We start from the raw sequence: 19,053 nt of genomic DNA, 5'->3' as shown, positions 1-19,053 counted from the left end.
GCTGTGAGCAGAAGGGCGGGGCGAGCGGATGCGCGTCCCGCCCTTCGGGGCCTAGCCTGACCTCATGCTGCTGCGCCACGCGATCGGGCACGTGCTGAGACGACTGCGTCTGGAGCGCGGGTTGACGCTGCGCGGCCTCGCCGAACGGTCGCGCATCTCGCTGCCGTACCTCTCCGAGATCGAGCGGGGTCGCAAGGAGGCGTCGTCGGAGATCCTCGCCGTGCTCTGCCGCGTGCTCGACGTGTCGGCGGGCGAGCTGCTCACGGCGTCCGCCGCGGTGCTCGCCGAGGACGATGCGCGCAGCGCCCGCACGGTCGCGCCGGTGCTGCGCCTGGATCTCGGGCCCGCCCACGCCCTGGCCGGCCCGGCCGCGGAGAGCCGGGGCGCATCCGCCCTGCTGCTCGCGGCCTGAGCCGCCCCGCCCGGATCCGGCGTCTGCGCCCCGCCGCGCCTCGCGGCTCGACCCCCGCCGGGCCACGATAGGAGCACGCCCGGCCCGCCGGCCGCTGACAGGAGCTCCGCCCATGACCGCACCCCGCCGCGCCCTCGTGATCATCGACGTGCAGCAGCAGTACTTCGACGGTCTGCTGGAGATCCAGTACCCACCGCACGCCTCCTCCCTACCGCGGATCGTCGAGGCCGTCGACGCGGCGGTTGCGGCCGGCATCCCGATCGTGGCCGTGCAGCACAGCTCGGGGGCGGGCGCCCCCGTCTTCGACCCGGAGTCGGCCGAGTTCGTGCTGCGGCCCGAGATCGAGAGCCGCGCATCCGGTGACTGGAAGCTGCTGACGAAGGAGTACTCGTCGGTGTTCGCGGGCACCGACCTCGCCGCGTGGCTGCGCGAGCGCGACGTCGACACCGTGACGTTCGTCGGCTACATGACCAACAACTGCGTGCTCGCCTCGGCGGTCGAGGCCGAGTACCTCGGCTTCACGATCGAGGTGCTGTCCGACGCGACGGGCGCGATCCACCTCTCGAATGCGGCGGGGTCGGCGGATGCGCGCACGGTGCACGAGACCCTGATGACGCTCCTCGGCTCGAGCTGGGCGCGCGTCGCGACGACCGACGCCTGGGCGGCCGCTCTCACCTCCGGCGCCGAACTCCCGGGCGGCGACCTCGGCTCCTCGGCCGCGGCCGGAGCCGCCGACGCCGCCCGCGCCGCCCGCGCCGCGGAGTGACGGGCGCCGTCAGGGGCGGGGGTCGAGGATGAGCTTGCCGCGGAGGTCGCCCGAGGCGAGGGCGCTCTGCGCGGCGGCCGCCTCCGCCAGGGGGTACACCGCCGCGATCTCGATCTCGAAGCGGCCCTCGGCGATGAGGTCGGCGGCCACGCCGTAGGCCTCACGGCGCCAGGCCTGCTCCTGGTCGGTGAGGGGGTGCGGGCTGCCGCCCATCCAGGCGCGGATGCCGAGGGCGTCGGCCTTGGCTCCGACCACGATGGTGCCGATGTGCGAGCGGTCGTCGACGACGGCGAACGAGACGTCGAGCGCCTCGTCGGTGCCTGCGGCGTCGAGGACACGGTCGATGCCGTCGGGAGCAGCATCCTGAACCCGTTCGAGCAGGCCCTCGCCGTACTCGACCGCGATCGCGCCGAGCGCCCGGAGGCGGTCGAGGTTGCGGGCGCTCGCCGTGGCGACGACGGTGGCCCCCCAGTCGCGCGCGAACTGGATGGCCGCCTGGCCGACCGCGCCCGAGCCGCCGTGCACGAGCAGGGTCTGACCGGCCGTGACGCCGAGCGAACGCAGCGCCTGGTAGGCCGTGCCGACGGGGATGCCGATGCCGGCGGCCTCGTTCCAGCCGACCGCGGCGGGCTTCGCGACGAGCTGCGAGGCGTCGGCCGGCAGGTGCGTGCGGTACGCCCCCGCGGCGTCGCGCACGATGACCTCGTCGCCGACCTGCCACCGGTCGCCGGCCGACCCGTCGACGGACACCACCACGCCGGCAGCATCCGACCCCGGCACCCGCGGCTCGGTGATCGGCGGGCTCGGCCGCAGCCCCGACCGGAGCTTCAGGTCGATCGGGTTCACGCCGATCGCGCGGGTCTCCACGACCACGCCGCCGGGCGGCGCGACGGGGGTCGGCACGGTCACGAACTCGAGCACCTCGGGGCCGCCGAGGGTGCGGTACTGGATCTGCTGGGCCATGCGCACCATTCTGGCCCCGGTGCCCGGGAACGCGCCCTCTGAATGCAGTGCCGCATCCGTCACCGCATGCGACGGCACCGCACCGGGCCCCACCCCCGGAACCGCGGGTAGAATCGACCCGAAGGCAGGTGATGGATGGCCACGGGCACCGAGACGGGCAGCCGCGTCGACGACGCGTACGAGTGGCTGCTCGCCGAGATCACGGGGTTCCGGCTGCGGTCGGGGTCGCCCCTGTCGGAGAACCGCCTCGCGAACCAGCTCGGCATCAGCCGCACCCCGGTGCGCGAGGCCCTGCAGCGGCTCGAGAAGGAGGGGCTCGTCAAGCGCACCGACAATGCGCGCTTCACGGTCTCCCAGCTCACCGCCACCGAGGTCAACGACGCCTGTGACCTGCTCGAGGTGCTCGACACCTACATCGCCCGGAAGGCCTCCTCGACGCTCACCGACGAGGGCGCCGCCGCCCTCAAGGGCTACGTCGACGACATGTACCGCGCGGCCTCGAACGACGACCGGGCCTCCTGGGCGCTGGCCGACCAGCTCTTCCACCGCAAGGCGAACGCGCTCGCCGGCAACGTGCTCGTGGCCGAGACGGTGCGTGAGACGCGCCGCCGTATCCAGCGCTTCTGGCTGCGCGCCGCCTCGCTGCAGAGCCGGCTGCTCTCCTGCGCCGAGGAGTATGACGAGCTCTACCAGGCGATCGTCGCCCACGACTACGCGGGCATCGAGCCGGCGGTCAAGAAGCACATCGGGCACATGAGAGAGCGGATGCTCGAGATGATCGCCGCGGCCGCCATCCTCCTCGGCGACGACTGAGGCCCCGCCGCGCATCCGCTCGTTCTCGTTCTCGCTCGTTCCGGCTCGAATCGGTCAACCGTGATTGACCGAACCGTGGTAGGCAGGACTCGAGGCTGCTTCGGCCCGTGAGGCCGGACGGCGAGAGGGCGGTGCCATGACGACGCTGCGGTCGGGCCGCCTGGCCGTGTGGAACGAGAAGTTCATCGTGGAGGAGCGCTACCTTCCGGCCGCCGCCCGGCACCGGCTCTACGTCACCGCCGTCGTGCTGATGATCGTCGGGGCGATCGCGTTCGTCGCCCTGCTCGCGGGCGTCGTCACCCAGACCGGCTTCGAGCGCCTCGACCAGCCCGTCGAGGACTGGTTCGACTCCACCGTGCGCGAGTCGACCACGTCGTTCATGATCGTGCTCGCCGTGGTGTTCGGGCCGGTGGCGCTGCCGATCATCATCCTCGTGGTGCTGATCGGCTGGATCGTCGCGGCCCGCCATCTCTGGCGCCCGTTCCTCCTGGCCATCGGGATGGTGACCGGTGTCGTGCTGGCGCAGGTGATTGCGCCGATCGTCGAGCACCCGCGGCCGCCCATCGGCGAGATGCTCTTCGGGCCCGACCGATCGTTCTCATTCCCCTCGGGGCATGTACTCGGAACCTGCGACTTCCTGCTGATCACGGCGTACCTCCTGGCGAGCCGGCTGCAGCGCACCTGGTTCACCGTGGCCGCCTTCTCGGTGGCAGTCGTGGCGATCGCCGCCCAGATCGTCAGTCGCCTCTACCTCGGCTACCACTGGATCAGCGACACCACCGCCTCGGTCGCCCTCTCCCTCGTCATCCTCGGCGCGATCATCGCCGTCGACACCCACCGCACCGTGCGCATCGCGGGCGAACCCGTCACCGGGCCCGCCTCGCAGCCCCAGCGCGACGGCACCTGACCCTCTCCTGACCCTCCCTGAAAGGCATCCCATGAGCACACGTGCCGGTTCCACCGCCCGCCGCGCCGCCTCGAGCGCCGGCAACAGCCGGGCCCTGCAGATCCTCGCCCGCGTCGGCTTCGGCGCCAGCGCGCTGGTGCACCTGCTGCTCGGCTACCTCGCCATCCGCGTGGCCGTGAACCAGGGTGGCGAGTCGTCCGACCAGTCCGGCGCCATGGCCGAGATCACCAAGCTGCCGGGCGGCGCGATCGTGATCTGGGTCGTCGTCGTGGGCCTGTTCGCCCTCGGCCTCTGGCTGATCGTGCAGGCCGTGCTCGGCATCGGCTCCACCTCGGACAAGCGCTGGGTGCGCAGCCTCATCCCCGCCGGCAAGGCCGTCGCGTACATCGCGCTCGGGGTCACCGCGCTGACGTTCGCGCAGGGTGGTTCGACGAGCAACAGCGACTCGACGCAGCAGGCGAGCGCGAGCATCCTGTCACTGCCCGGCGGGCCGCTGCTGCTCGGCGTGGTGGGCGTCGCCGCGGCCGGCATCGGCGGCTACTTCGCGTTCAAGGGCGTCACCCGCAAGTTCGAGGAGGACCTCAGGATGCCCTCCGGCACCGCGGGCAAGGCCGTGCGGGTGCTCGGGGTGGTCGGCTACGTCGCGAAGGGTGTCGCGGTGTTCGTGATGGGCGTGCTGATCGTGGTCGCGGCCGTGACGGTCGACCCGAGCAGCTCGACGGGTCTCGACGGGGCGCTGAAGTCGCTGGCGTCGCTGCCGTTCGGCGTGGTCATCCTGGTCGCGGTAGGGGTCGGCCTGATCGCCTACGGCGTCTACACCTTCGTGCGCGCCCGCTACGCGCGGCTCTGAGCCTTTCCTCCGTACCCGCCGAGGGCGCGGAGGCCGCCCGCTATCGTGAGGGCATGTCCGGAAACGTCGCAGTCTCGACATCGTCCCGTCCGCTCGGCACGACCGCTCTCGTCGTCGGCCTCGCCGCCATCGTCGTCGCCTCGTTCGGCTGGGTGCCGCTCGTCGCGGCCCCCGGGTCGCTCACGGCGATCACCGTCATGACGATCCTGACCTACCTGCTGCCCGTCGCGGGCGTGGTCGTGGGTCACGTCGCCCGCCGCCGCGAGGGTCGGAGCCTGCGGGCACTCGCGGGGCTCGTGCTGTCGTATCTCGCCGCGGTCGTCGTGGTCGCCCCGATCGTGGTGGGGCTCGTCGACCTCGCTCTGCAGCGCTGACGCCACCGCCGTGGCCGACACCCTCTTCGACTACTTCTCGACGCCCGAGCTGCCGACGCCGACCCTCGGCATCGAGGAGGCCGAGCAGCTCACGCGGTCGGTGTTCGGCCTCGACGCCCGGCTCGAGGCGCTCGGCAGCCAGCAGGATCAGAACTTCGTGGTGCGGGCGGTCGCCGACGGGGCGCCGCTCGGCATCCTGAAGATCAGCAACCCGGTCTTCAGCGAGGCCGAGATCGAGCTGCAGACCCTCGCCGCCGCCGTGGTGGCCGAGCGCGAGCCGTCGCTGCGCATCCCCGTGATCGTCGAGGGGCGCGACGGGCCGCTGGAGGCGTGGTGGTCGACCACCGAGGGGCGCGTGCACGCCCGAGTGATCGAGTTCATGGCCGGGTCGACCCTGACGGGGTCGGGCTACCTGTCGCCGCGGGTCGCCGAGCGCCTGGGCGAGCTCGCCGGGCGGGTCAGCCGGGCGCTCGCCGGCTTCGCGCATCCGGCGGCGGCCCGCACGCTGCAGTGGGACTCGCAGCACGCCGAGCGGGTGATCGACCTCCTCCTCGCCGACGAACCGGATGAGGGGATCCGGTCGTTCGTCGAGCGGGCCGTGGCCCCGGCGCGCGCCCTGGTGGCGGCCGTCGGCAACCGGCTGCCGCGTCAGCTCGGGCACTTCGACCTCACCGACGACAACGTGCTGCGTCCCGAGGGGGGTGCGCTGCCGGATGCGGTGATCGACTTCGGCGACGTCATCGAGTCGTGGGCGGTGGGCGAGATCGCGGTGACCGTCTCGTCGCTGCTGCATCACGACGGGGCCACGGCGCTCAGCGCGCTTCCCGCGATCCGGGCGTTCCACGCCCTGCGGCCGCTGTCCGACGACGAGCTCGCGGCGCTCTGGCCGCTCGTCGTGCTGCGCGGGGCGGTGCTCGTGCTGAGCGGGCGCCAGCAGGTGCGGCTCGACGCGGCGAACGACTACGCGAGCGGGGCGCTGGAGCGGGAGTTCGAGATCCTCGAGCGGGCGGTGTCGGTGCCGTGCGGGGTGATGGAGGCGGTCATCCGCGATGCGCTGGGGGTGGCGACGGCCGTCGAGCCGCCGGTGTGGGCGGCGGGCGCGGTGTTGAGCGTGGGCGGCGACGGCGGCGGCCGGGGCGGCGGCACGGGCGACGACCCCGAGCCCGCCGGCGGGCGCGGGCCGGCCGTGCTGCTCGACGCCTCCACCACGGCGCCCCTCAACGACGACGGCGCCTGGCTCGACGCCGGAACGCTCGACGACGCGGCGCTGCGGCTGCTCGACGGGGGCGCCGGGCTCGTGCTGCTGCCCGGCCTGCGGCCCGTGCTGACGGGCGCTCCCCGGCGCACGCCCGGCTCCCCGGCGACGGTCCCCACGTCCAGCCGCCTCTGGCTCGCGCGGGCGGCCGCCGTCACGCCGCCCCACGGTGTCGAGCTGCTCGAGGAGCCCGACGGCGTCGGCCTGCGCCACGGTGGCACCGTCCTCCGGTTCCGCCTCGCATCCGCTGCACCAGCCGGGCGCGCGTTCGAGCTGCCGGCCCGCACGCCCGTCGAGGTCTCCCTCACGACCGTGGGGGCTCCGGATGCCCCGCCGCAGATCGAGGCCGCGCTGCTGCCGGGCTGGCGAACGCTGCTCGGCGACCCGTCACCGGCGCTCGGCGTCACCGAGACGCTCCCGCCGCCGGCCCGCGACCTGCTCGCGCGCCGCGACCGGGTGCTCGCCGACGTGCAGGAGCACTACTACGCCGACCCGCCGCAGATCGAGCGCGGCTGGAAGGAGTACCTCGCCGACACGGACGGTCGGGTCTATCTGGACATGGTCAACAACGTGGCGAGCGTCGGGCACGCGCATCCGCGGATCGCCGACGCCGTCGGCCGCCAGCTGCGGCTGCTGAACACCAACTCGCGCTTCAACTACGCCGCCGTGGCCGAGTACGCCGAGCGCATCGTCGGCCTGCTTCCCGAGGGGCTCGACACGGTCTTCTTCGTGAACTCGGGCTCGGAGGCGACCGACCTCGCGCTGCGGCTCGCCCTCGCGAGCACCGGTCGGCGCGACGTCGTGGCCATGACCGAGGCGTACCACGGGTGGACCTACGCGAGCGATGCCGTGTCCACGTCGATCGCGGACAACCCGAACGCCCTCGCCTCCCGTCCGGACTGGGTGCACACCGTGGCCGCGGCGAACAGCTACCGCGGGGAGCACCGCGGTGCCGAGGCGGCGCGCTACGCCCCGGCGGCGGCGGCGCGCATCCGTGCCCTCGCCGCGTCGGGCCGCCCGCCCGCCGCCTTCATCTGCGAGACCTACTTCGGCAACGCCGGCGGGGTGGCGCTGCCCGACGGGTACCTCCGGGAGGTCTACGCCGCGGTGCGCGAGGTCGGCGGGCTCGTGATCGCCGACGAGGTGCAGGTCGGCTTCGGCCGCCTCGGCAGCTGGTTCTGGGGCTTCGAGCAGCAGGGCGTGGTGCCCGACATCGTGGCGGTGGCGAAGTCGGTGGGGGCGGGGCATCCGCTCGGTGTCGTCGTCACGAGCCGCGCGATCGCCGAGCGGTACCGCACGCAGGGCTACTTCTTCTCGTCGACCGGGGGATCGCCGGTGTCGTCGGTGACGGGGCTGACCGTGCTCGACATCATCGAGGACGAGGGGCTGCAGGAGAACGCGCGGGTCGTGGGGGCCCACCTGAAGTCGCGGCTGCGCGAGCTCGGCGAGCGGCACGCGCTGATCGGCACCGTGCACGGCGACGGCCTCTACCTCGGGGTCGAGTTCGTGCGCGACCGGGCGACCCTCGAGCCCGCGACCGCCGAGACGGCCGGCATCTGCGACCGGCTGCTCGAACTGGGCGTCATCATGCAGCCGACGGGCGACCACCAGAACGTGCTGAAGATCAAGCCGCCGCTGTGCGTGACGGCCGAGTCGGCCGACTACTTCGTCGACGCGCTGGATCGGGTGCTGACGACGGGGTGGTGACGAGGGCCGCCGCCGCGACGACTACGCGGGCCGGATCTCGCCGGACCCCCGCTCGATCAGGCGGGTCGGCACGACGAAGTCCCGGGCGGCCTCGGTCTCGCCGTCGAGCCGCTCGAAGATGCGCCGGGCGGCGAGAGCGCCGATCGCCGACGGGTCCTGGGCGATGACCGTGACGGCCGGGGAGAGCAGCGATGCCATCGGGACGTCGTCGAATCCGACCAGCGCCACCCGGTCGGACACCCCGTGCGCACGCAGGGCCGTGATCGCCCCGATCGTGATCAGATTCTGGGCGCTGAAGATCGCCGTGGGGGGATCGTCGAGCGCGAGGAGGGACCGGACGGCGGATTCGGCCTGCACCTCGTCGCCGAGGTTCTCGATCACGAGGCGCGGGTCGGGGGCGATGCCCGCAGCGCGGAGTGCGTCGAGGTAGCCTCTCCGGCGCTCCTTCACGGTGTAGATCTCCTCGCTGTCGCCGAGGAAGGCGATGCGGCGGTGGCCGGCGTCGAGCAGGTGGCGGGTCGCCCGCGCGGCGCCGTCGAGGTTGTCGGTCAGCACCGTGTCGGCCATCACGCCGTTCGGCTTGCGGTCGACGAAGACCACGGGCATGCCCTGCTCCAGCTGGGGCCAGAGATAGGCCTGACTGGGCTGGATGGTGGTGAGGATCAGGCCATCGACGCGCCGCCGCAGGAACGCCTCGACCGAGGCCCGCTCGCGCTCGGGATCGTCGTCGAGGCTCGAGGCGAACACGGCCACGTGGCGCTGCACGGCGGCGTCCTCGACCGCCCGGTGCACCGCGGCCGAGAACGGGTTGGCGACGCTGCCGACCAGGAGGCCCAGGGTGTCGGTGCGGCGATCGGCGCGGCGCAGATTGCCGGCCTGCACGTCGGGCTGGTACTGCAGCTGCTCCGCGGCCCGCATGACCCGCGCGATGGTGTCGGCCGAGACGTAGCGCTCCTGGTTGATCACTCGGGACACCGTCTTCACCCCGACCCCGGCGAGGTCGGCCACGTTCTTCATGGTGGGGCGCTTTCGAGGGCGACCCGAATCTGATAACGATGTCATAAACGCGCTTCCTGCTTGCTTTCCAGGGTTGACTCTATCGGCCGACCCGGTCTATACCTAGATCTGACATCGTTGTCGGAGACGACAGGTCTCCCGATTGCAGAAGAGGACTTCAATGAAGAATCGCACGTCGACCTCCGCCCGGCTGGGCAGCCTGGCCTCCATCGCGCTCGTGGCCTCGGTCGGCCTCGCGGCCTGCTCGAGCGGCAGCAGCAGCGGCACCTCCGACTCCGGCTCGGCCGGCGACGTGGGCGTCTCGCTCATCGTCAAGACGACGACCAACCCCTTCTTCGTCGCCATGGAGGACGGCGCCAAGGCGGCCGCCGACACGAACGGAGTCAGCCTCACGCTGGCGGCCGGCAAGGAGGATGGTGACGAGGACACCCAGATCCAGGCGATCGAGAACGCCATCTCCAAGGGCGACAAGGGCATCCTGATCACCCCCAACGGCCCGTCGGTGGTCGACGCCATCCAGAAGGCGCGGGATGCCGGACTGTTCGTGATCGCCCTCGACACCGCTCCCGACCCGACCGACGCGGTCGACATCACCTTCGCCACCGACAACTTCACCGCGGGTGAGTCGATCGGGAAGTGGACCGCCGCGCAGCTCGACGGGAAGAAGGCCACCATCGCGATGCTCGACCTCTTCGACGACAAGGTCGTCTCGGTCGACTACAACCGCGACCAGGGCTTCCTCACCGGCATGGGCATCGACACCGCCGACGCCGAGAAGAACGGCGACGAGGCCGCCAGCGGGTCGTACAGCGGCGGCGACTACGAGATCGTCGGCAACGAGGCCACCAACGGCGCCGAGGACGGCGGACGCACCGCGATGGAGACGCTGCTGTCGAAGAACTCCGACATCAACGTCGTCTACACGATCAACGAGCCGGCGGCCTACGGCGCGTACCAGGCGCTCCAGGCGGCGGGCAAGGAGAAGGACGTGCTGCTGGTCTCCATCGACGGAGGCTGCGCCGGCGTGAAGAACGTCTCCGAGGGCGTCATCGGCGCCACCGCCCAGCAGTACCCGGTGAAGATGGCCGAGCTCGGCGTCGAGGCGATCGCGAAGCTCGCCACCGACGGCACGAAGCCCGAGACCAGCGACGGCCTCGACTTCTTCGACACCGGTTCGCAGCTGGTGACCGACACTCCGGTCGACGGCCTCGACAGCATCACCTCCGAGGCGGCCACCGACCTCTGCTGGGGTGAGTGATCCCCGGCCGGAGGGCGTGAACCGCGCCCTCCGGCCCCCTCCCGCTTCCCCTCCTCCAGAAAGGCTCCCGTGAGCACTCAGACACCGGCGTCGACACCGCCGACCTCCTCGCTCGACCTCGCGTCGGAATTCCTCGACCGCCGCACACCGCTCGACCGCATCCGCGGCGTGCTGCACCGCTACCCGGCCGTCAGCCCGGCCGTGGTGCTCGTCGTCGCGATCATCGTGTTCGGCATCCTGAACGACCGCTTCCTCGCCCCGGCGAACCTCTCGCTGATCACCCAGCAGGTCGCCGTCGTCGGAACCCTGGCCGTGGCCCAGACCCTGATCATCCTCACCGCCGGCATCGACCTCTCGGTCGGCGCCGTGATGGTGCTCGCCTCGATGGTGATGGCGCAGACGGCCACTCAGAACGGGGTGCCGGCCGTGCTGGCGCTCGTGATCGGGCTGATCGTCGGCCTCGCCGCAGGACTGTTCAACGGTCTGCTCGTGACCCGGCTCAAGCTGCCGCCCTTCATCGTCACCCTCGGCACGCTGAACATCTTCGTCGCACTCACGCTGCTCTACTCGGGCGGCTCGACCGTGCGCGGGTCGGACATGCCGGGCCTGCTGCCCTGGACCGGCCAGACCTTCGACCTCTTCGGGGTGCGGGTGAGCTTCGGCGTGGTGATCATGCTCGTGCTCTACGTGGTCGTCGCGTTCATCCTGGGCAAGACCGCCTGGGGCCGGCACGTCTACGCCGTCGGGGACGACAAGGAGGCGGCCCGCCTGGCGGGCATCAGCGTGAACCGCGTGCTGCTCAGCGTGTACCTCGCCGCCGGAGCGATCCTCGCGATCGGCGCCTGGATCCAGATCGGCCGCACCAACGCGGCCAGCCCCAACGCCGGAGCCGACCTCAACCTCGACTCCATCACCGCCGTCGTGATCGGCGGCACCAGCCTCTTCGGTGGCCGCGGAACGGTCTGGGGCACCCTGCTCGGCGCCCTCATCGTGGGCGTGTTCCGCAACGGGCTGTCGCTCGCGGGTCTGGACGTGCTCTACCAGACGCTGGCCGTCGGCGTCCTGATCATCGTGGCCGTCTCGGTCGACCAGTGGATCCGAAAGGTACGCAAGTGACTCTCACCGACAACAGCTCCCCCGAGGCCCAGACGCGCACCCCGGTGCTGCAGGCCCGCCGCCTGGTGAAGACCTTCGGCCGGGTGGTCGGCCTCGACGGGGTGAGCCTCGAGCTCTACCCGGGCGAGGTGCTCGCGATCATCGGCGACAACGGCGCCGGCAAGTCGACCCTGATCAAGTGCCTCACCGGCGCCGAGATCCCCGACGAGGGCGAACTCTTCCTCGACGGCAAGAAGGTGTCGTTCAAGCGGCCCCAGGATGCACGGGGTGCCGGTATCGAGACCGTGTACCAGAACCTCGCCGTCTCCCCGGCGCTCGACGTGGCCTCGAACCTGTACCTCGGTCGCGAGAAGCGCCGGGCCGGCATCCTGGGCTCGGTGTTCCGGATGCTCGACACCGCCGGCATGCGCAAGGCGGCGAAGGACGAGCTCACCACCCTCGGCATCTCGACCCTGCAGGACGTCACGGTGCCGGTCGAGAACCTCTCCGGCGGTCAGCGTCAGGCCGTCGCGGTCGCTCGCGCCGCCGCGTTCGGCTCGAAGGTCGTGGTGCTCGACGAGCCCACCGCCGCGCTCGGTGTGCGCGAGTCGAACCAGGTGCTCGAGCTCATCCGCAACCTGCGCGACCGGGGGGTGCCGGTCATCCTGATCAGCCACAACATGCCCCACGTCTTCGACGTCGCCGACCGCATCCACATCCAGCGCCTCGGCAAGCGCGCGGCGACCATCACGCCGCAGTCTCACTCGATGACCGACGCCGTGGCGATCATGACGGGCGCGGCCACGGCATGACGGTGCTCGTCGCCGAATTCACGGCGCTGCCGGGCGAGGAGGAGACCGTGGCCGTACTGCTCGGCGACCTCGCCGAGCAGGCGCGGGCAGAGCCCGGGTGCCTCGAGTTCGCGCCGACCCGGCACGCCGATCGGCCCTCGCGGTTCCTCGTCTACGAGGTCTACCGCGACGAGAAGGCCTTCCGGGCCCACCTCGACGCTCCCTACGGCGCCGAGTTCAACGCCCGGCTCGGGCCGCTGATCGTCGAGGACGGATCGCAGCTCACCTTTCTCCGGCCCCTCGCAGGCTGACCCCGACCGACGGCTCCGCCCGCGACCCGCGCGCGGGCGGAGCCGTCTCCACGCCCGGAAGGCCCCGTCGTGTCCCCCCTCCCCACCTCCGTCGTCGCGATCGGCGAGTCGTTGATCGACGTCGTGCTGCGGCCCGGCACCCGACCGGTCGAGCACCCGGGCGGCTCGCCGATGAACATCGCGCTCGGGCTCGGTCGTCTCGGTCGCCGGGTGACGCTGATCACCCGCATCGGTCAGGATGCGCGGGGCGAGTCGATCGCCACCCACCTCCGCTCCGCCGGGGTCGAACTCGCTCCCGGTTCGACGCGGCCCGAGGCGACCTCGACGGCCACGGCCCGGCTCGCCCCCGACGGGTCGGCCGGCTACTCCTTCGACCTCCGGTGGTCGCTGCCCGCCGGGCTGTCGGCGGCGCATCCCGTGCTGGCCTCGGCGGGCATCGTACACGCCGGGTCGATCGGGGCGTTCCTCGAACCCGGCGCGACGGCCGTCTGCCGGCTGCTGCGGGAGCTGGCCGGCACCGGCACCCGCACCGGCACCGGCGCCTCTGGCCGGGCGCCGCTGATCACGCTCGACCCGAACATCCGCCCCTCGATCGTGCCCGATCGCGCCGCGGTGCTCGAGCGCTTCGGAGAGCTCGCCGGGTCGGCCGCCGTGGTGAAGCTCAGCGACGAGGATGCCGACTGGCTCTATCCCGGAGCCGACCCCGACGAGGCCGCCGATCGCATCCTGCGCCTGGGCCCCGGCCTCGTCGCCGTGACCCGGGGCGGGGAGGGGGCCCTGCTCGCCACGGGCACGGCACGGCATTCGGTGCCCGGGATCGCGGTGACCGTGGCCGACACCATCGGTGCGGGCGACTCGTTCATGAGCGCGCTGATCGACCGGCTGGCCGCGCTGCTCGACGAGGGCGTGCCGGTCGGGGCGCTGCGTGACGGGAGTGCTCTCGACCCGGCCGTCCTCGCCGAGATCGGTGACTTCGCGGTGCGCGCCGCGGCGATCACGGTGTCCCGCCCGGGCGCCGACCCGCCCACCTTCGCCGAACTGACCCGCCGCCGGGCTACTGCGGCTCGGTGACGAAGTCGATCAGCTGCTCGACCCGCCCGAGCAGCACCGGCTCGAGGTCGGTGTACGTCGACACCCGCGACAGGATGCGCTTCCACGCCCGCGCGATGTCGGCCTGCTCCTCGTGCGGCCAGCCGAAGGCCTCGCAGATGCCGTGCTTCCACTCGATCGACCGCGGCACCGTCGGCCAGGCCGTGATGCCCATCGCCTTCGGCGTCACCGACTGCCAGATGTCGACGAACGGGTGCCCCACCACGAGCACGTGCTTCCCGAACGGCCCGCGCTGCACCGCCTGGGCGATCCGGCTCTCCTTCGAGCCCGCGACGAGGTGGTCGACCAGCACCCCGATGCGCCGATCGCGCGTGGGGGCGAACTCGCGCACGATGGCGTCGAGGTCGTCGACGCCCTCGAGGTACTCCACCACGACGCCCTCGCCGCGCAGGTCGTCGCCCCAGACCTTCTCGACGAGCTCGGCGTCGTGCCGGCCCTCGACGTAGATGCGGCTCGGCCGGGCCACCCGCGCGCGCTCCTCGGGCCCGGCGATGCTGCCTGACGCGGTGCGCTTCGGGGCGGATGCGCGGCTCGCCACCACCGGATGCACCAGCTCGATCGCCCGCCCCTCGAGCAGGAACCCGGCCCCGAGGGGGAAGACGCGGCGCTTGCCGTGCCGGTCCTCCAGCTCGACCGTGCGGCCCTCGACCCGGGTCACGCTGCCGCAGAAGTCGGTGGCGACCTCCTCGACGACGAGGTCGAACTCGGCCGGCACCTTGGGCAGCACCACGGGCTTCGCGCGGCGCTTGTAGTCGGCGAGAACGTCGGATCCGTAGCGGTCGTAGTCGGGCACCGCCCAAGGCTACGTGGCAGCCAGGCCGCCGCCGCGCATCCGCTCAGCGCGCCGCGAGCTCGCGCAGCGCCACGGCCACCCTGTCGAGGAAGTCGTCGACCTGATCCTGGTCGTACCCCTGCCGGAACTTCGTCGGCGCGAACCGAGCGTTCACCACCTCGTCGGCGGTCATCGCGTCGACCGCGGCCGGCCGCCCCTGCTCGTGCTCGGCCAGCGTCGTCGACACCCGCTCGAGCACCGCGTCCACCTCGTCCATGTCGTAGCCCTGACGCCACTTCGTGACGGCGAACGTCTTCTCCTGCACATCCCGTGCGTTCATGCACACCCCCCCTCAGCTCGGCTCGATCCTGCCATGCCGGCCGGTCGTCGCGCCCTAGACTGGCGGCGTTCGGCGCGAGCGGCCGCCGGCAGCAGAGAGGCCCGGCATGAGCGACGTCACCCCCGCCCCGCAGTCCACCGCCCCGATCGCGGGCTCCACCGCGATCGTCGCGATCGGCGAGGCCCTGGTCGACGTCGTCGCGCGCCCGGGCGCCGAGTCGGTCGAGCACCCGGGCGGCTCGCCGATGAACATCGCCTTCGGGCTGGCCCGCCTGGGGCGTCCGGTGACGCTGGTCACCGAGATCGGCACGGATGCCCGGGGTGCCGCCATCGCCGAGCACCTCCGCTCGGCCGGGGTGTCGCTCGCGCCCGGGTCGATCCGCGACGAGCCGACGTCCTCGGCGACGGCCCACCTCGGTGTGGACGGCTCCGCCTCCTACACGTTCGACCTCCGCTGGTCCCTCCCCGCCGGCCTCACGGCTGCCGACCCCGCGCTGGCGGCCGCCGGCATCGTGCACGCCGGCTCGATCGCGGCGTTCCTCGAGCCGGGCGGCTCCGAGGTGGCGGCGCTGCTCGCCGCGCTCGCCGCGAGCGACGCGGCGCCGCTGATCACCTTCGACCCGAACATCCGCCCCTCGATCGTGCCCGACCATGCGGCGGTGCTGGCCCGCTTCGAGGAGCTCGCCGCGCTCGCCGCCGTGCTGAAGCTCAGCGACGAAGACGCCGCCTGGCTCTACCCGGGCGCCGACGCCGACGAGGCGGCCGACCGCATCCTGGCGCTCGGCCCCGGCCTCGTCGCGGTCACCCGCGGCGGCGACGGCGCGCTGCTCGCGGCGGCCGAGCACCGTCGCGCGGTGGAGGGCATCGCGGTCGAGGTGGCCGACACCATCGGCGCCGGCGACTCCTTCATGAGCGCGCTGATCGACCGCCTGGCGAGCCTCGTCGACGAGGGCGTCCCCCTCGAGTCGCTCCGCGACGGCCACGCCTTCGACTCGGGCCGCCTCGGCCTCCTCGGCGACTTCGCGGTCCGCTGCGCCGCCATCACCGTCTCCCGCCCCGGCGCGAACCCCCCCACCCGCGCCGACATCGCCGACTGACCCCGCCCCCCGGTCGGCAGGGAATGACGACCGCACTGCGATCGTTCCCTTCATCAGCAGGAGTCGCTATAATTCGTGCAGAGACAACGCGCGTCGTGACAGCCGTACACCGGCCCTCTCGATGCGCGGGCTCCCTCGGTTCAGGTCCGTCCACCGAGGGGCTGTTTCATTTAAGCGATGACGCGGTGCCCGTCATCCCTGAGCCGTCGACTCGATAGATCGTCGTCACGCTCAAGAGCGGATCGAACCAGGCCTCGTCGCGCACGAGTCGTCGTTGCAGCGTCCACGCGACGATGTCCGGCCCCCACAGGAGGGGTTCCGACCCCGACCAGGCGTCGACGATCGTCAGGCGCTCGAGGCTCTTGCGCAGGGCGGTCGCCGTCTCGCTGTCATTGCCCTGCTCCGTCCCGGGTCGGCGTCGCTCATAGACGACGAGCTCCACGTCGTGCTCATCGTGCAGGATCTCGACCATCGTCGTGAAGCACACACGACGAGCGCTCTCGACGTCGTCCCGATCCGGTCCTGCGTCGATCTGGACGACGATCACCACCGGGTCCGCTTCGGCCACGAGGAGGTCGACGAATTCTGCGATCTCGTGGCTGCGGCCGTCTCGGAACCTCTCCGTCGTGTGCCACTTCTCATGGCCGGCGCGTTCGGCGTACGCCCACCGCACGGAGTCGAGGTCGTCGGACGGGATGAGGACCGCTGTCATCGCGTAGTAGAACGGAACGCCCGCTACCGGGACGGACAAGTAGCTCTCGTCGAGGAACGCGACCAGCGCCGACTTCCGTTGATACAGCCTCTTCAACTTCGAATCGGTCGTCTTGGTGAAATCGGTCACCGGAGCACCCTATCGATGAGAGATGCTCACGGAGGCTATGAGGCAGGCGGCGTCAGGTGCGCGCCAGTGCCCGGCCCATGATGGCCGAGGTGAGGGCCGCGACCGCGTCGGGCGGTGCCGAGGGGTTGGAGAGCAGGGTGAAGTCCACCTCACCGAGGTCGGGCAGCGAGAACCGGTTGCTCACCTTCACGAGGTCGTCGGGGATGAGCGTGTGCGGGTGCGCGGCGATCCCGAGCCCGGCGCGCACGGCGGCGAGCATCCCGTTCACCTCGCGGGTGTTGCAGGTGATGCGCCAGGTGCGGCCCGCGGCCTCCAGCGCCTCGATCGCGAGGCGGCGGCTGATCGACGGCGTCTGGTACGTGATCAGCGGCACCGGTTCGCCCGGCTCGATCAGGGTGCGCTCCTCCGCGAGCCAGACGAGGGTGTCGCGGCGCACGATCGTTCCCGTCTCCGGGATGAGGTCGTCGCGCGCGTCCGGGATCTTCTTGATGAAGATCAGGTCGAGGTGCCCCGACTTGAGGCGCCGGTACAGCGGCAGGCTCTGGTTCACGGTGAGCTCGAGGTTCACCTGCGGGTGCAGCTGCCGGAAATGCCTCAGGATGCGCGGCAGCTGCGTCGCGGCCAGGTCGTCGGCGGCGCCGAACCGCAGGCGCCCCCGCATCGCGGAGCCCGAGAAGTAGCTCGTGGCCGCCGCCTCGGCCGCGAGGATCGTGCGGGCGAACCCCGCCATCGCTTCGCCGTTGTCGGTGAGCGAGACGCCGTGCGTGTCGCGCGAGAGCAGGATGCGCCCGGCCGCCGTCTCGAGCCGGCGCACCTGCTGGCTCACCGTGGGCTGGCTGAGACCGAGCTGCTCGGCGGCCCGGGTGAAGCTGCGGGTCTCGGCGACGGCGAGGAAGGTGGCGAGCAGAGCGGGGTCGAACACGGGGCTCCCGGCGGTCGGTATTCGAAGAACCAATGGCAGTCATAGCGTTGATCGGCTCGATCAATGACCCTGCCGAGCGTACCGTCGAAGGTGACCCACGACCACAGGAATCTTCATACGTGACTTCGACTCTCGCTTCCCCCGCTCCCGCCACCGAACCCATAACCGTCCTCAGCGCCCCTCCGCCCTGGCGGCACACGCTCCTCTCGCTGAGTGTGCGCAACTACCGCATCTTCGCCGGCACCTCGCTGGTCGCCCTCACCGCGCTCTGGATGCAGCGCATCGCCCAGGACTGGCTCGTGCTGCAGCTCTCGGGCAGCGTCGTCACCGTCGGCATCACCACGGCGCTGCAGTTCGCACCGATGCTGGTGCTCGGCCTCTTCGGCGGACTGATCGTCGACCGCTACCCCAAGCGCGTGCTGCTGATGATCACGCAGAGCGCCTCGGTGCTGACGAGTGCGGCGCTCGCGATCCTCGCGCTCACCGGCTGGATCGAGGTGTGGCACGTCTACGTCGTCGCCGTCGTGCTCGGGCTGATCACCGTCGTCGACAACCCGGCGCGGCAGGTGTTCACCAACGAGCTGGTCGGGCCGTCGATGCTGCGGAACGCGATCAGCCTCAATTCCTCGACGTTCCAGCTCGGGGCGCTGATCGGCCCGGCGCTGAGTGGAGCGCTGCTGGTGGCCGTCGGCGCGGGCTGGTCGTTCGCGATCAACGCGCTCGCCTGCGCGCTGGTGGTGGTGGCGCTGACCCGGATGAACCCGGCCGAGCTGCATCGCGCCCCGCGCTCGCCGCGAGCCAAGGGGCAGCTGCGGGAGGGGGTGCGCTACGCGATCGGGAAGCCGGCCATCCTGTACACGCTCGTGCTGCTGGCCGTGCTGGCGGTGTTCGCCCAGAACCTGCCGGTGCTGCTCGCCGCGTACGCCGACGACGTCTTCGCCACCGGCGCGGGCGGCTACGGGCTGTTCAACTCGCTGGTGGCGGTGGGGGCGCTGACGGGCGCGCTGCTGTCGACCCGGCGGCGGGCGGTGCAGCTGCGCACGGTGGTGGTCGCGGCGATCGGGTACAGCGTCGTGCAGGCCCTCTGCGGGCTGATGCCCGGGCAGCTGCCGTTCTCGATCGCGCTGGTGCTGCTCGGCTTCGGCTGGCTGCTGTTCATCACGGCGGCGAACTCGCTGGTGCAGATGTCGACGAACATGGGGGTGCGCGGGCGGGTGATGGCGCTGTACATGCTCGTGCTGCTCGGCGGCCAGGCCGTGGGCGGGCCGCTGATGGGTGCCTTCGTGGAGCACGTCGGGCCGCAGCTCGGCATGCTCGTCTCGGGCGGGGTGCCGGCTCTCGTGGCGCTCGCCGTGGGGGCGCTGCTCTGGCGGCGCGGCCTGCTCGCGCGGGCGGCCTGAGACCGGCTGCCTGATCCGCCGGCGGCCCGACCCGGCGGCCCGACGCGGCGGCG

19 protein-coding genes and 2 pseudogenes are annotated in these 19,053 nt (G+C 72.0%); 14 read left to right on the top strand and 7 right to left on the bottom strand.

From position 1 onward, the window contains the following. Positions 1-64 precede the first annotated feature (64 nt). Both ITJ64_RS19190 and ITJ64_RS06540 read left to right on the top strand, forming a co-directional pair. The gene (locus tag ITJ64_RS19190) at positions 65-412 is read left to right on the top strand and encodes a helix-turn-helix domain-containing protein (RefSeq protein ID WP_194679899.1); all 348 of its coding nucleotides are present in this window, start codon (positions 65-67) and stop codon (positions 410-412) included. 112 nt (positions 413-524) lie between these two features. Next, positions 525-1,178, top strand: coding sequence for an isochorismatase family protein (locus ITJ64_RS06540; RefSeq protein ID WP_194679898.1), 654 nt, complete (start codon positions 525-527; stop codon positions 1,176-1,178). A gap of 9 nt (positions 1,179-1,187) precedes the next feature. Here the strand turns inward: ITJ64_RS06540 and ITJ64_RS06535 are convergent, their stop codons facing one another. Next, positions 1,188-2,141 (bottom strand): NADP-dependent oxidoreductase, encoded by a 954-nt coding sequence (locus ITJ64_RS06535; RefSeq protein ID WP_194679897.1) that lies wholly within the window; start codon positions 2,139-2,141, stop codon positions 1,188-1,190. Positions 2,142-2,276: 135 nt separating this feature from the next. Between ITJ64_RS06535 and ITJ64_RS06530 the strand changes: the two genes are divergently transcribed. The 5 genes from ITJ64_RS06530 to ITJ64_RS06510 all read left to right on the top strand — a co-directional run bounded on the left by ITJ64_RS06530 (position 2,277) and on the right by ITJ64_RS06510 (position 8,047). Further along, positions 2,277-2,954, top strand: coding sequence for a GntR family transcriptional regulator (locus ITJ64_RS06530; RefSeq protein ID WP_194679896.1), 678 nt, complete (start codon positions 2,277-2,279; stop codon positions 2,952-2,954). A gap of 136 nt (positions 2,955-3,090) precedes the next feature. After that, the gene (locus tag ITJ64_RS06525; protein WP_194679895.1) at positions 3,091-3,861 is read left to right on the top strand and encodes a phosphatase PAP2 family protein; all 771 of its coding nucleotides are present in this window, start codon (positions 3,091-3,093) and stop codon (positions 3,859-3,861) included. A gap of 31 nt (positions 3,862-3,892) precedes the next feature. Continuing rightward, positions 3,893-4,711, top strand: coding sequence for a DUF1206 domain-containing protein (locus ITJ64_RS06520; RefSeq protein ID WP_194679894.1), 819 nt, complete (start codon positions 3,893-3,895; stop codon positions 4,709-4,711). Positions 4,712-4,764: 53 nt separating this feature from the next. Beyond that, positions 4,765-5,085 carry a hypothetical protein gene (locus ITJ64_RS06515; RefSeq protein WP_194679893.1) on the top strand — a complete coding sequence of 107 codons (321 nt, stop codon included), beginning with the start codon at positions 4,765-4,767 and terminating at the stop codon, positions 5,083-5,085. 10 nt (positions 5,086-5,095) lie between these two features. After that, positions 5,096-8,047 (top strand): aminotransferase, encoded by a 2,952-nt coding sequence (locus ITJ64_RS06510; protein WP_194679892.1) that lies wholly within the window; start codon positions 5,096-5,098, stop codon positions 8,045-8,047. Between the two features lie 21 nt (positions 8,048-8,068). Here the strand turns inward: ITJ64_RS06510 and ITJ64_RS06505 are convergent, their stop codons facing one another. Continuing rightward, on the bottom strand, positions 8,069-9,064 hold the full coding sequence (locus ITJ64_RS06505; protein WP_194679891.1) for a LacI family DNA-binding transcriptional regulator: 996 nt from the start codon (positions 9,062-9,064) through the stop codon (positions 8,069-8,071). Positions 9,065-9,224: 160 nt separating this feature from the next. On the opposite strand from ITJ64_RS06505, the gene ITJ64_RS06500 reads away from it, so the two are divergent. From ITJ64_RS06500 to ITJ64_RS06480, 5 genes are all read left to right on the top strand, one after another. Next, on the top strand, positions 9,225-10,322 hold the full coding sequence (locus tag ITJ64_RS06500; RefSeq protein WP_194679890.1) for a substrate-binding domain-containing protein: 1,098 nt from the start codon (positions 9,225-9,227) through the stop codon (positions 10,320-10,322). Between the two features lie 69 nt (positions 10,323-10,391). Beyond that, complete coding sequence (locus ITJ64_RS06495; protein WP_194679889.1) at positions 10,392-11,438, top strand: ABC transporter permease; 1,047 nt, start codon at positions 10,392-10,394, stop codon at positions 11,436-11,438. After that, entirely contained in the window at positions 11,435-12,229 is a 795-nt protein-coding gene (locus tag ITJ64_RS06490; RefSeq protein ID WP_194679888.1) for an ATP-binding cassette domain-containing protein, read from the top strand. The genes ITJ64_RS06495 and ITJ64_RS06490 overlap by 4 nt, the downstream gene beginning before the upstream one ends. Continuing rightward, complete coding sequence (locus tag ITJ64_RS06485) at positions 12,226-12,519, top strand: putative quinol monooxygenase (protein ID WP_194679887.1); 294 nt, start codon at positions 12,226-12,228, stop codon at positions 12,517-12,519. The genes ITJ64_RS06490 and ITJ64_RS06485 overlap by 4 nt, the downstream gene beginning before the upstream one ends. Positions 12,520-12,588: 69 nt before the next feature. After that, entirely contained in the window at positions 12,589-13,590 is a 1,002-nt protein-coding gene (locus tag ITJ64_RS06480) for a carbohydrate kinase (RefSeq protein ID WP_194679886.1), read from the top strand. Here ITJ64_RS06480 and ITJ64_RS06475 read toward each other — a convergent pair. From ITJ64_RS06475 to ITJ64_RS18835, 3 genes and pseudogenes are all read right to left on the bottom strand, one after another. Further along, positions 13,574-14,422, bottom strand: coding sequence for a DUF3097 domain-containing protein (locus ITJ64_RS06475; RefSeq protein WP_194679885.1), 849 nt, complete (start codon positions 14,420-14,422; stop codon positions 13,574-13,576). The two genes, ITJ64_RS06480 and ITJ64_RS06475, sit on opposite strands and share 17 nt — an antisense overlap. Before the next feature lie 55 nt (positions 14,423-14,477). Next, positions 14,478-14,594: pseudogene (locus ITJ64_RS18840) on the bottom strand (DivIVA domain-containing protein); the annotation flags it as partial. A gap of 51 nt (positions 14,595-14,645) precedes the next feature. Further along, positions 14,646-14,741: pseudogene (locus ITJ64_RS18835) on the bottom strand (DivIVA domain-containing protein); the annotation flags it as partial. Between the two features lie 106 nt (positions 14,742-14,847). On the opposite strand from ITJ64_RS18835, the gene ITJ64_RS06465 reads away from it, so the two are divergent. Beyond that, the gene (locus ITJ64_RS06465) at positions 14,848-15,837 is read left to right on the top strand and encodes a PfkB family carbohydrate kinase (RefSeq protein WP_194679883.1); all 990 of its coding nucleotides are present in this window, start codon (positions 14,848-14,850) and stop codon (positions 15,835-15,837) included. 166 nt (positions 15,838-16,003) lie between these two features. Here ITJ64_RS06465 and ITJ64_RS06460 read toward each other — a convergent pair whose 3' ends face one another. Then, positions 16,004-16,678 (bottom strand): hypothetical protein, encoded by a 675-nt coding sequence (locus ITJ64_RS06460; protein ID WP_194679882.1) that lies wholly within the window; start codon positions 16,676-16,678, stop codon positions 16,004-16,006. 52 nt (positions 16,679-16,730) lie between these two features. After that, positions 16,731-17,600, bottom strand: a complete 870-nt coding sequence (locus ITJ64_RS06455) for a LysR substrate-binding domain-containing protein (protein ID WP_194679881.1) — start codon at positions 17,598-17,600, stop codon at positions 16,731-16,733. Positions 17,601-17,719: 119 nt separating this feature from the next. On the opposite strand from ITJ64_RS06455, the gene ITJ64_RS06450 reads away from it, so the two are divergent. Continuing rightward, positions 17,720-19,000, top strand: a complete 1,281-nt coding sequence (locus ITJ64_RS06450; protein WP_370545066.1) for an MFS transporter — start codon at positions 17,720-17,722, stop codon at positions 18,998-19,000. The last annotated feature ends 53 nt before the right edge of the window (positions 19,001-19,053 follow it).

The sequence above is a fragment of the Herbiconiux sp. VKM Ac-1786 genome (genome assembly GCF_015350805.1).
Lineage (GTDB): Bacteria > Actinomycetota > Actinomycetes > Actinomycetales > Microbacteriaceae > Herbiconiux.
Note: the sequence above shows the minus strand (reverse complement) of the source record. Positions and strands in the feature narration are given on the sequence as shown.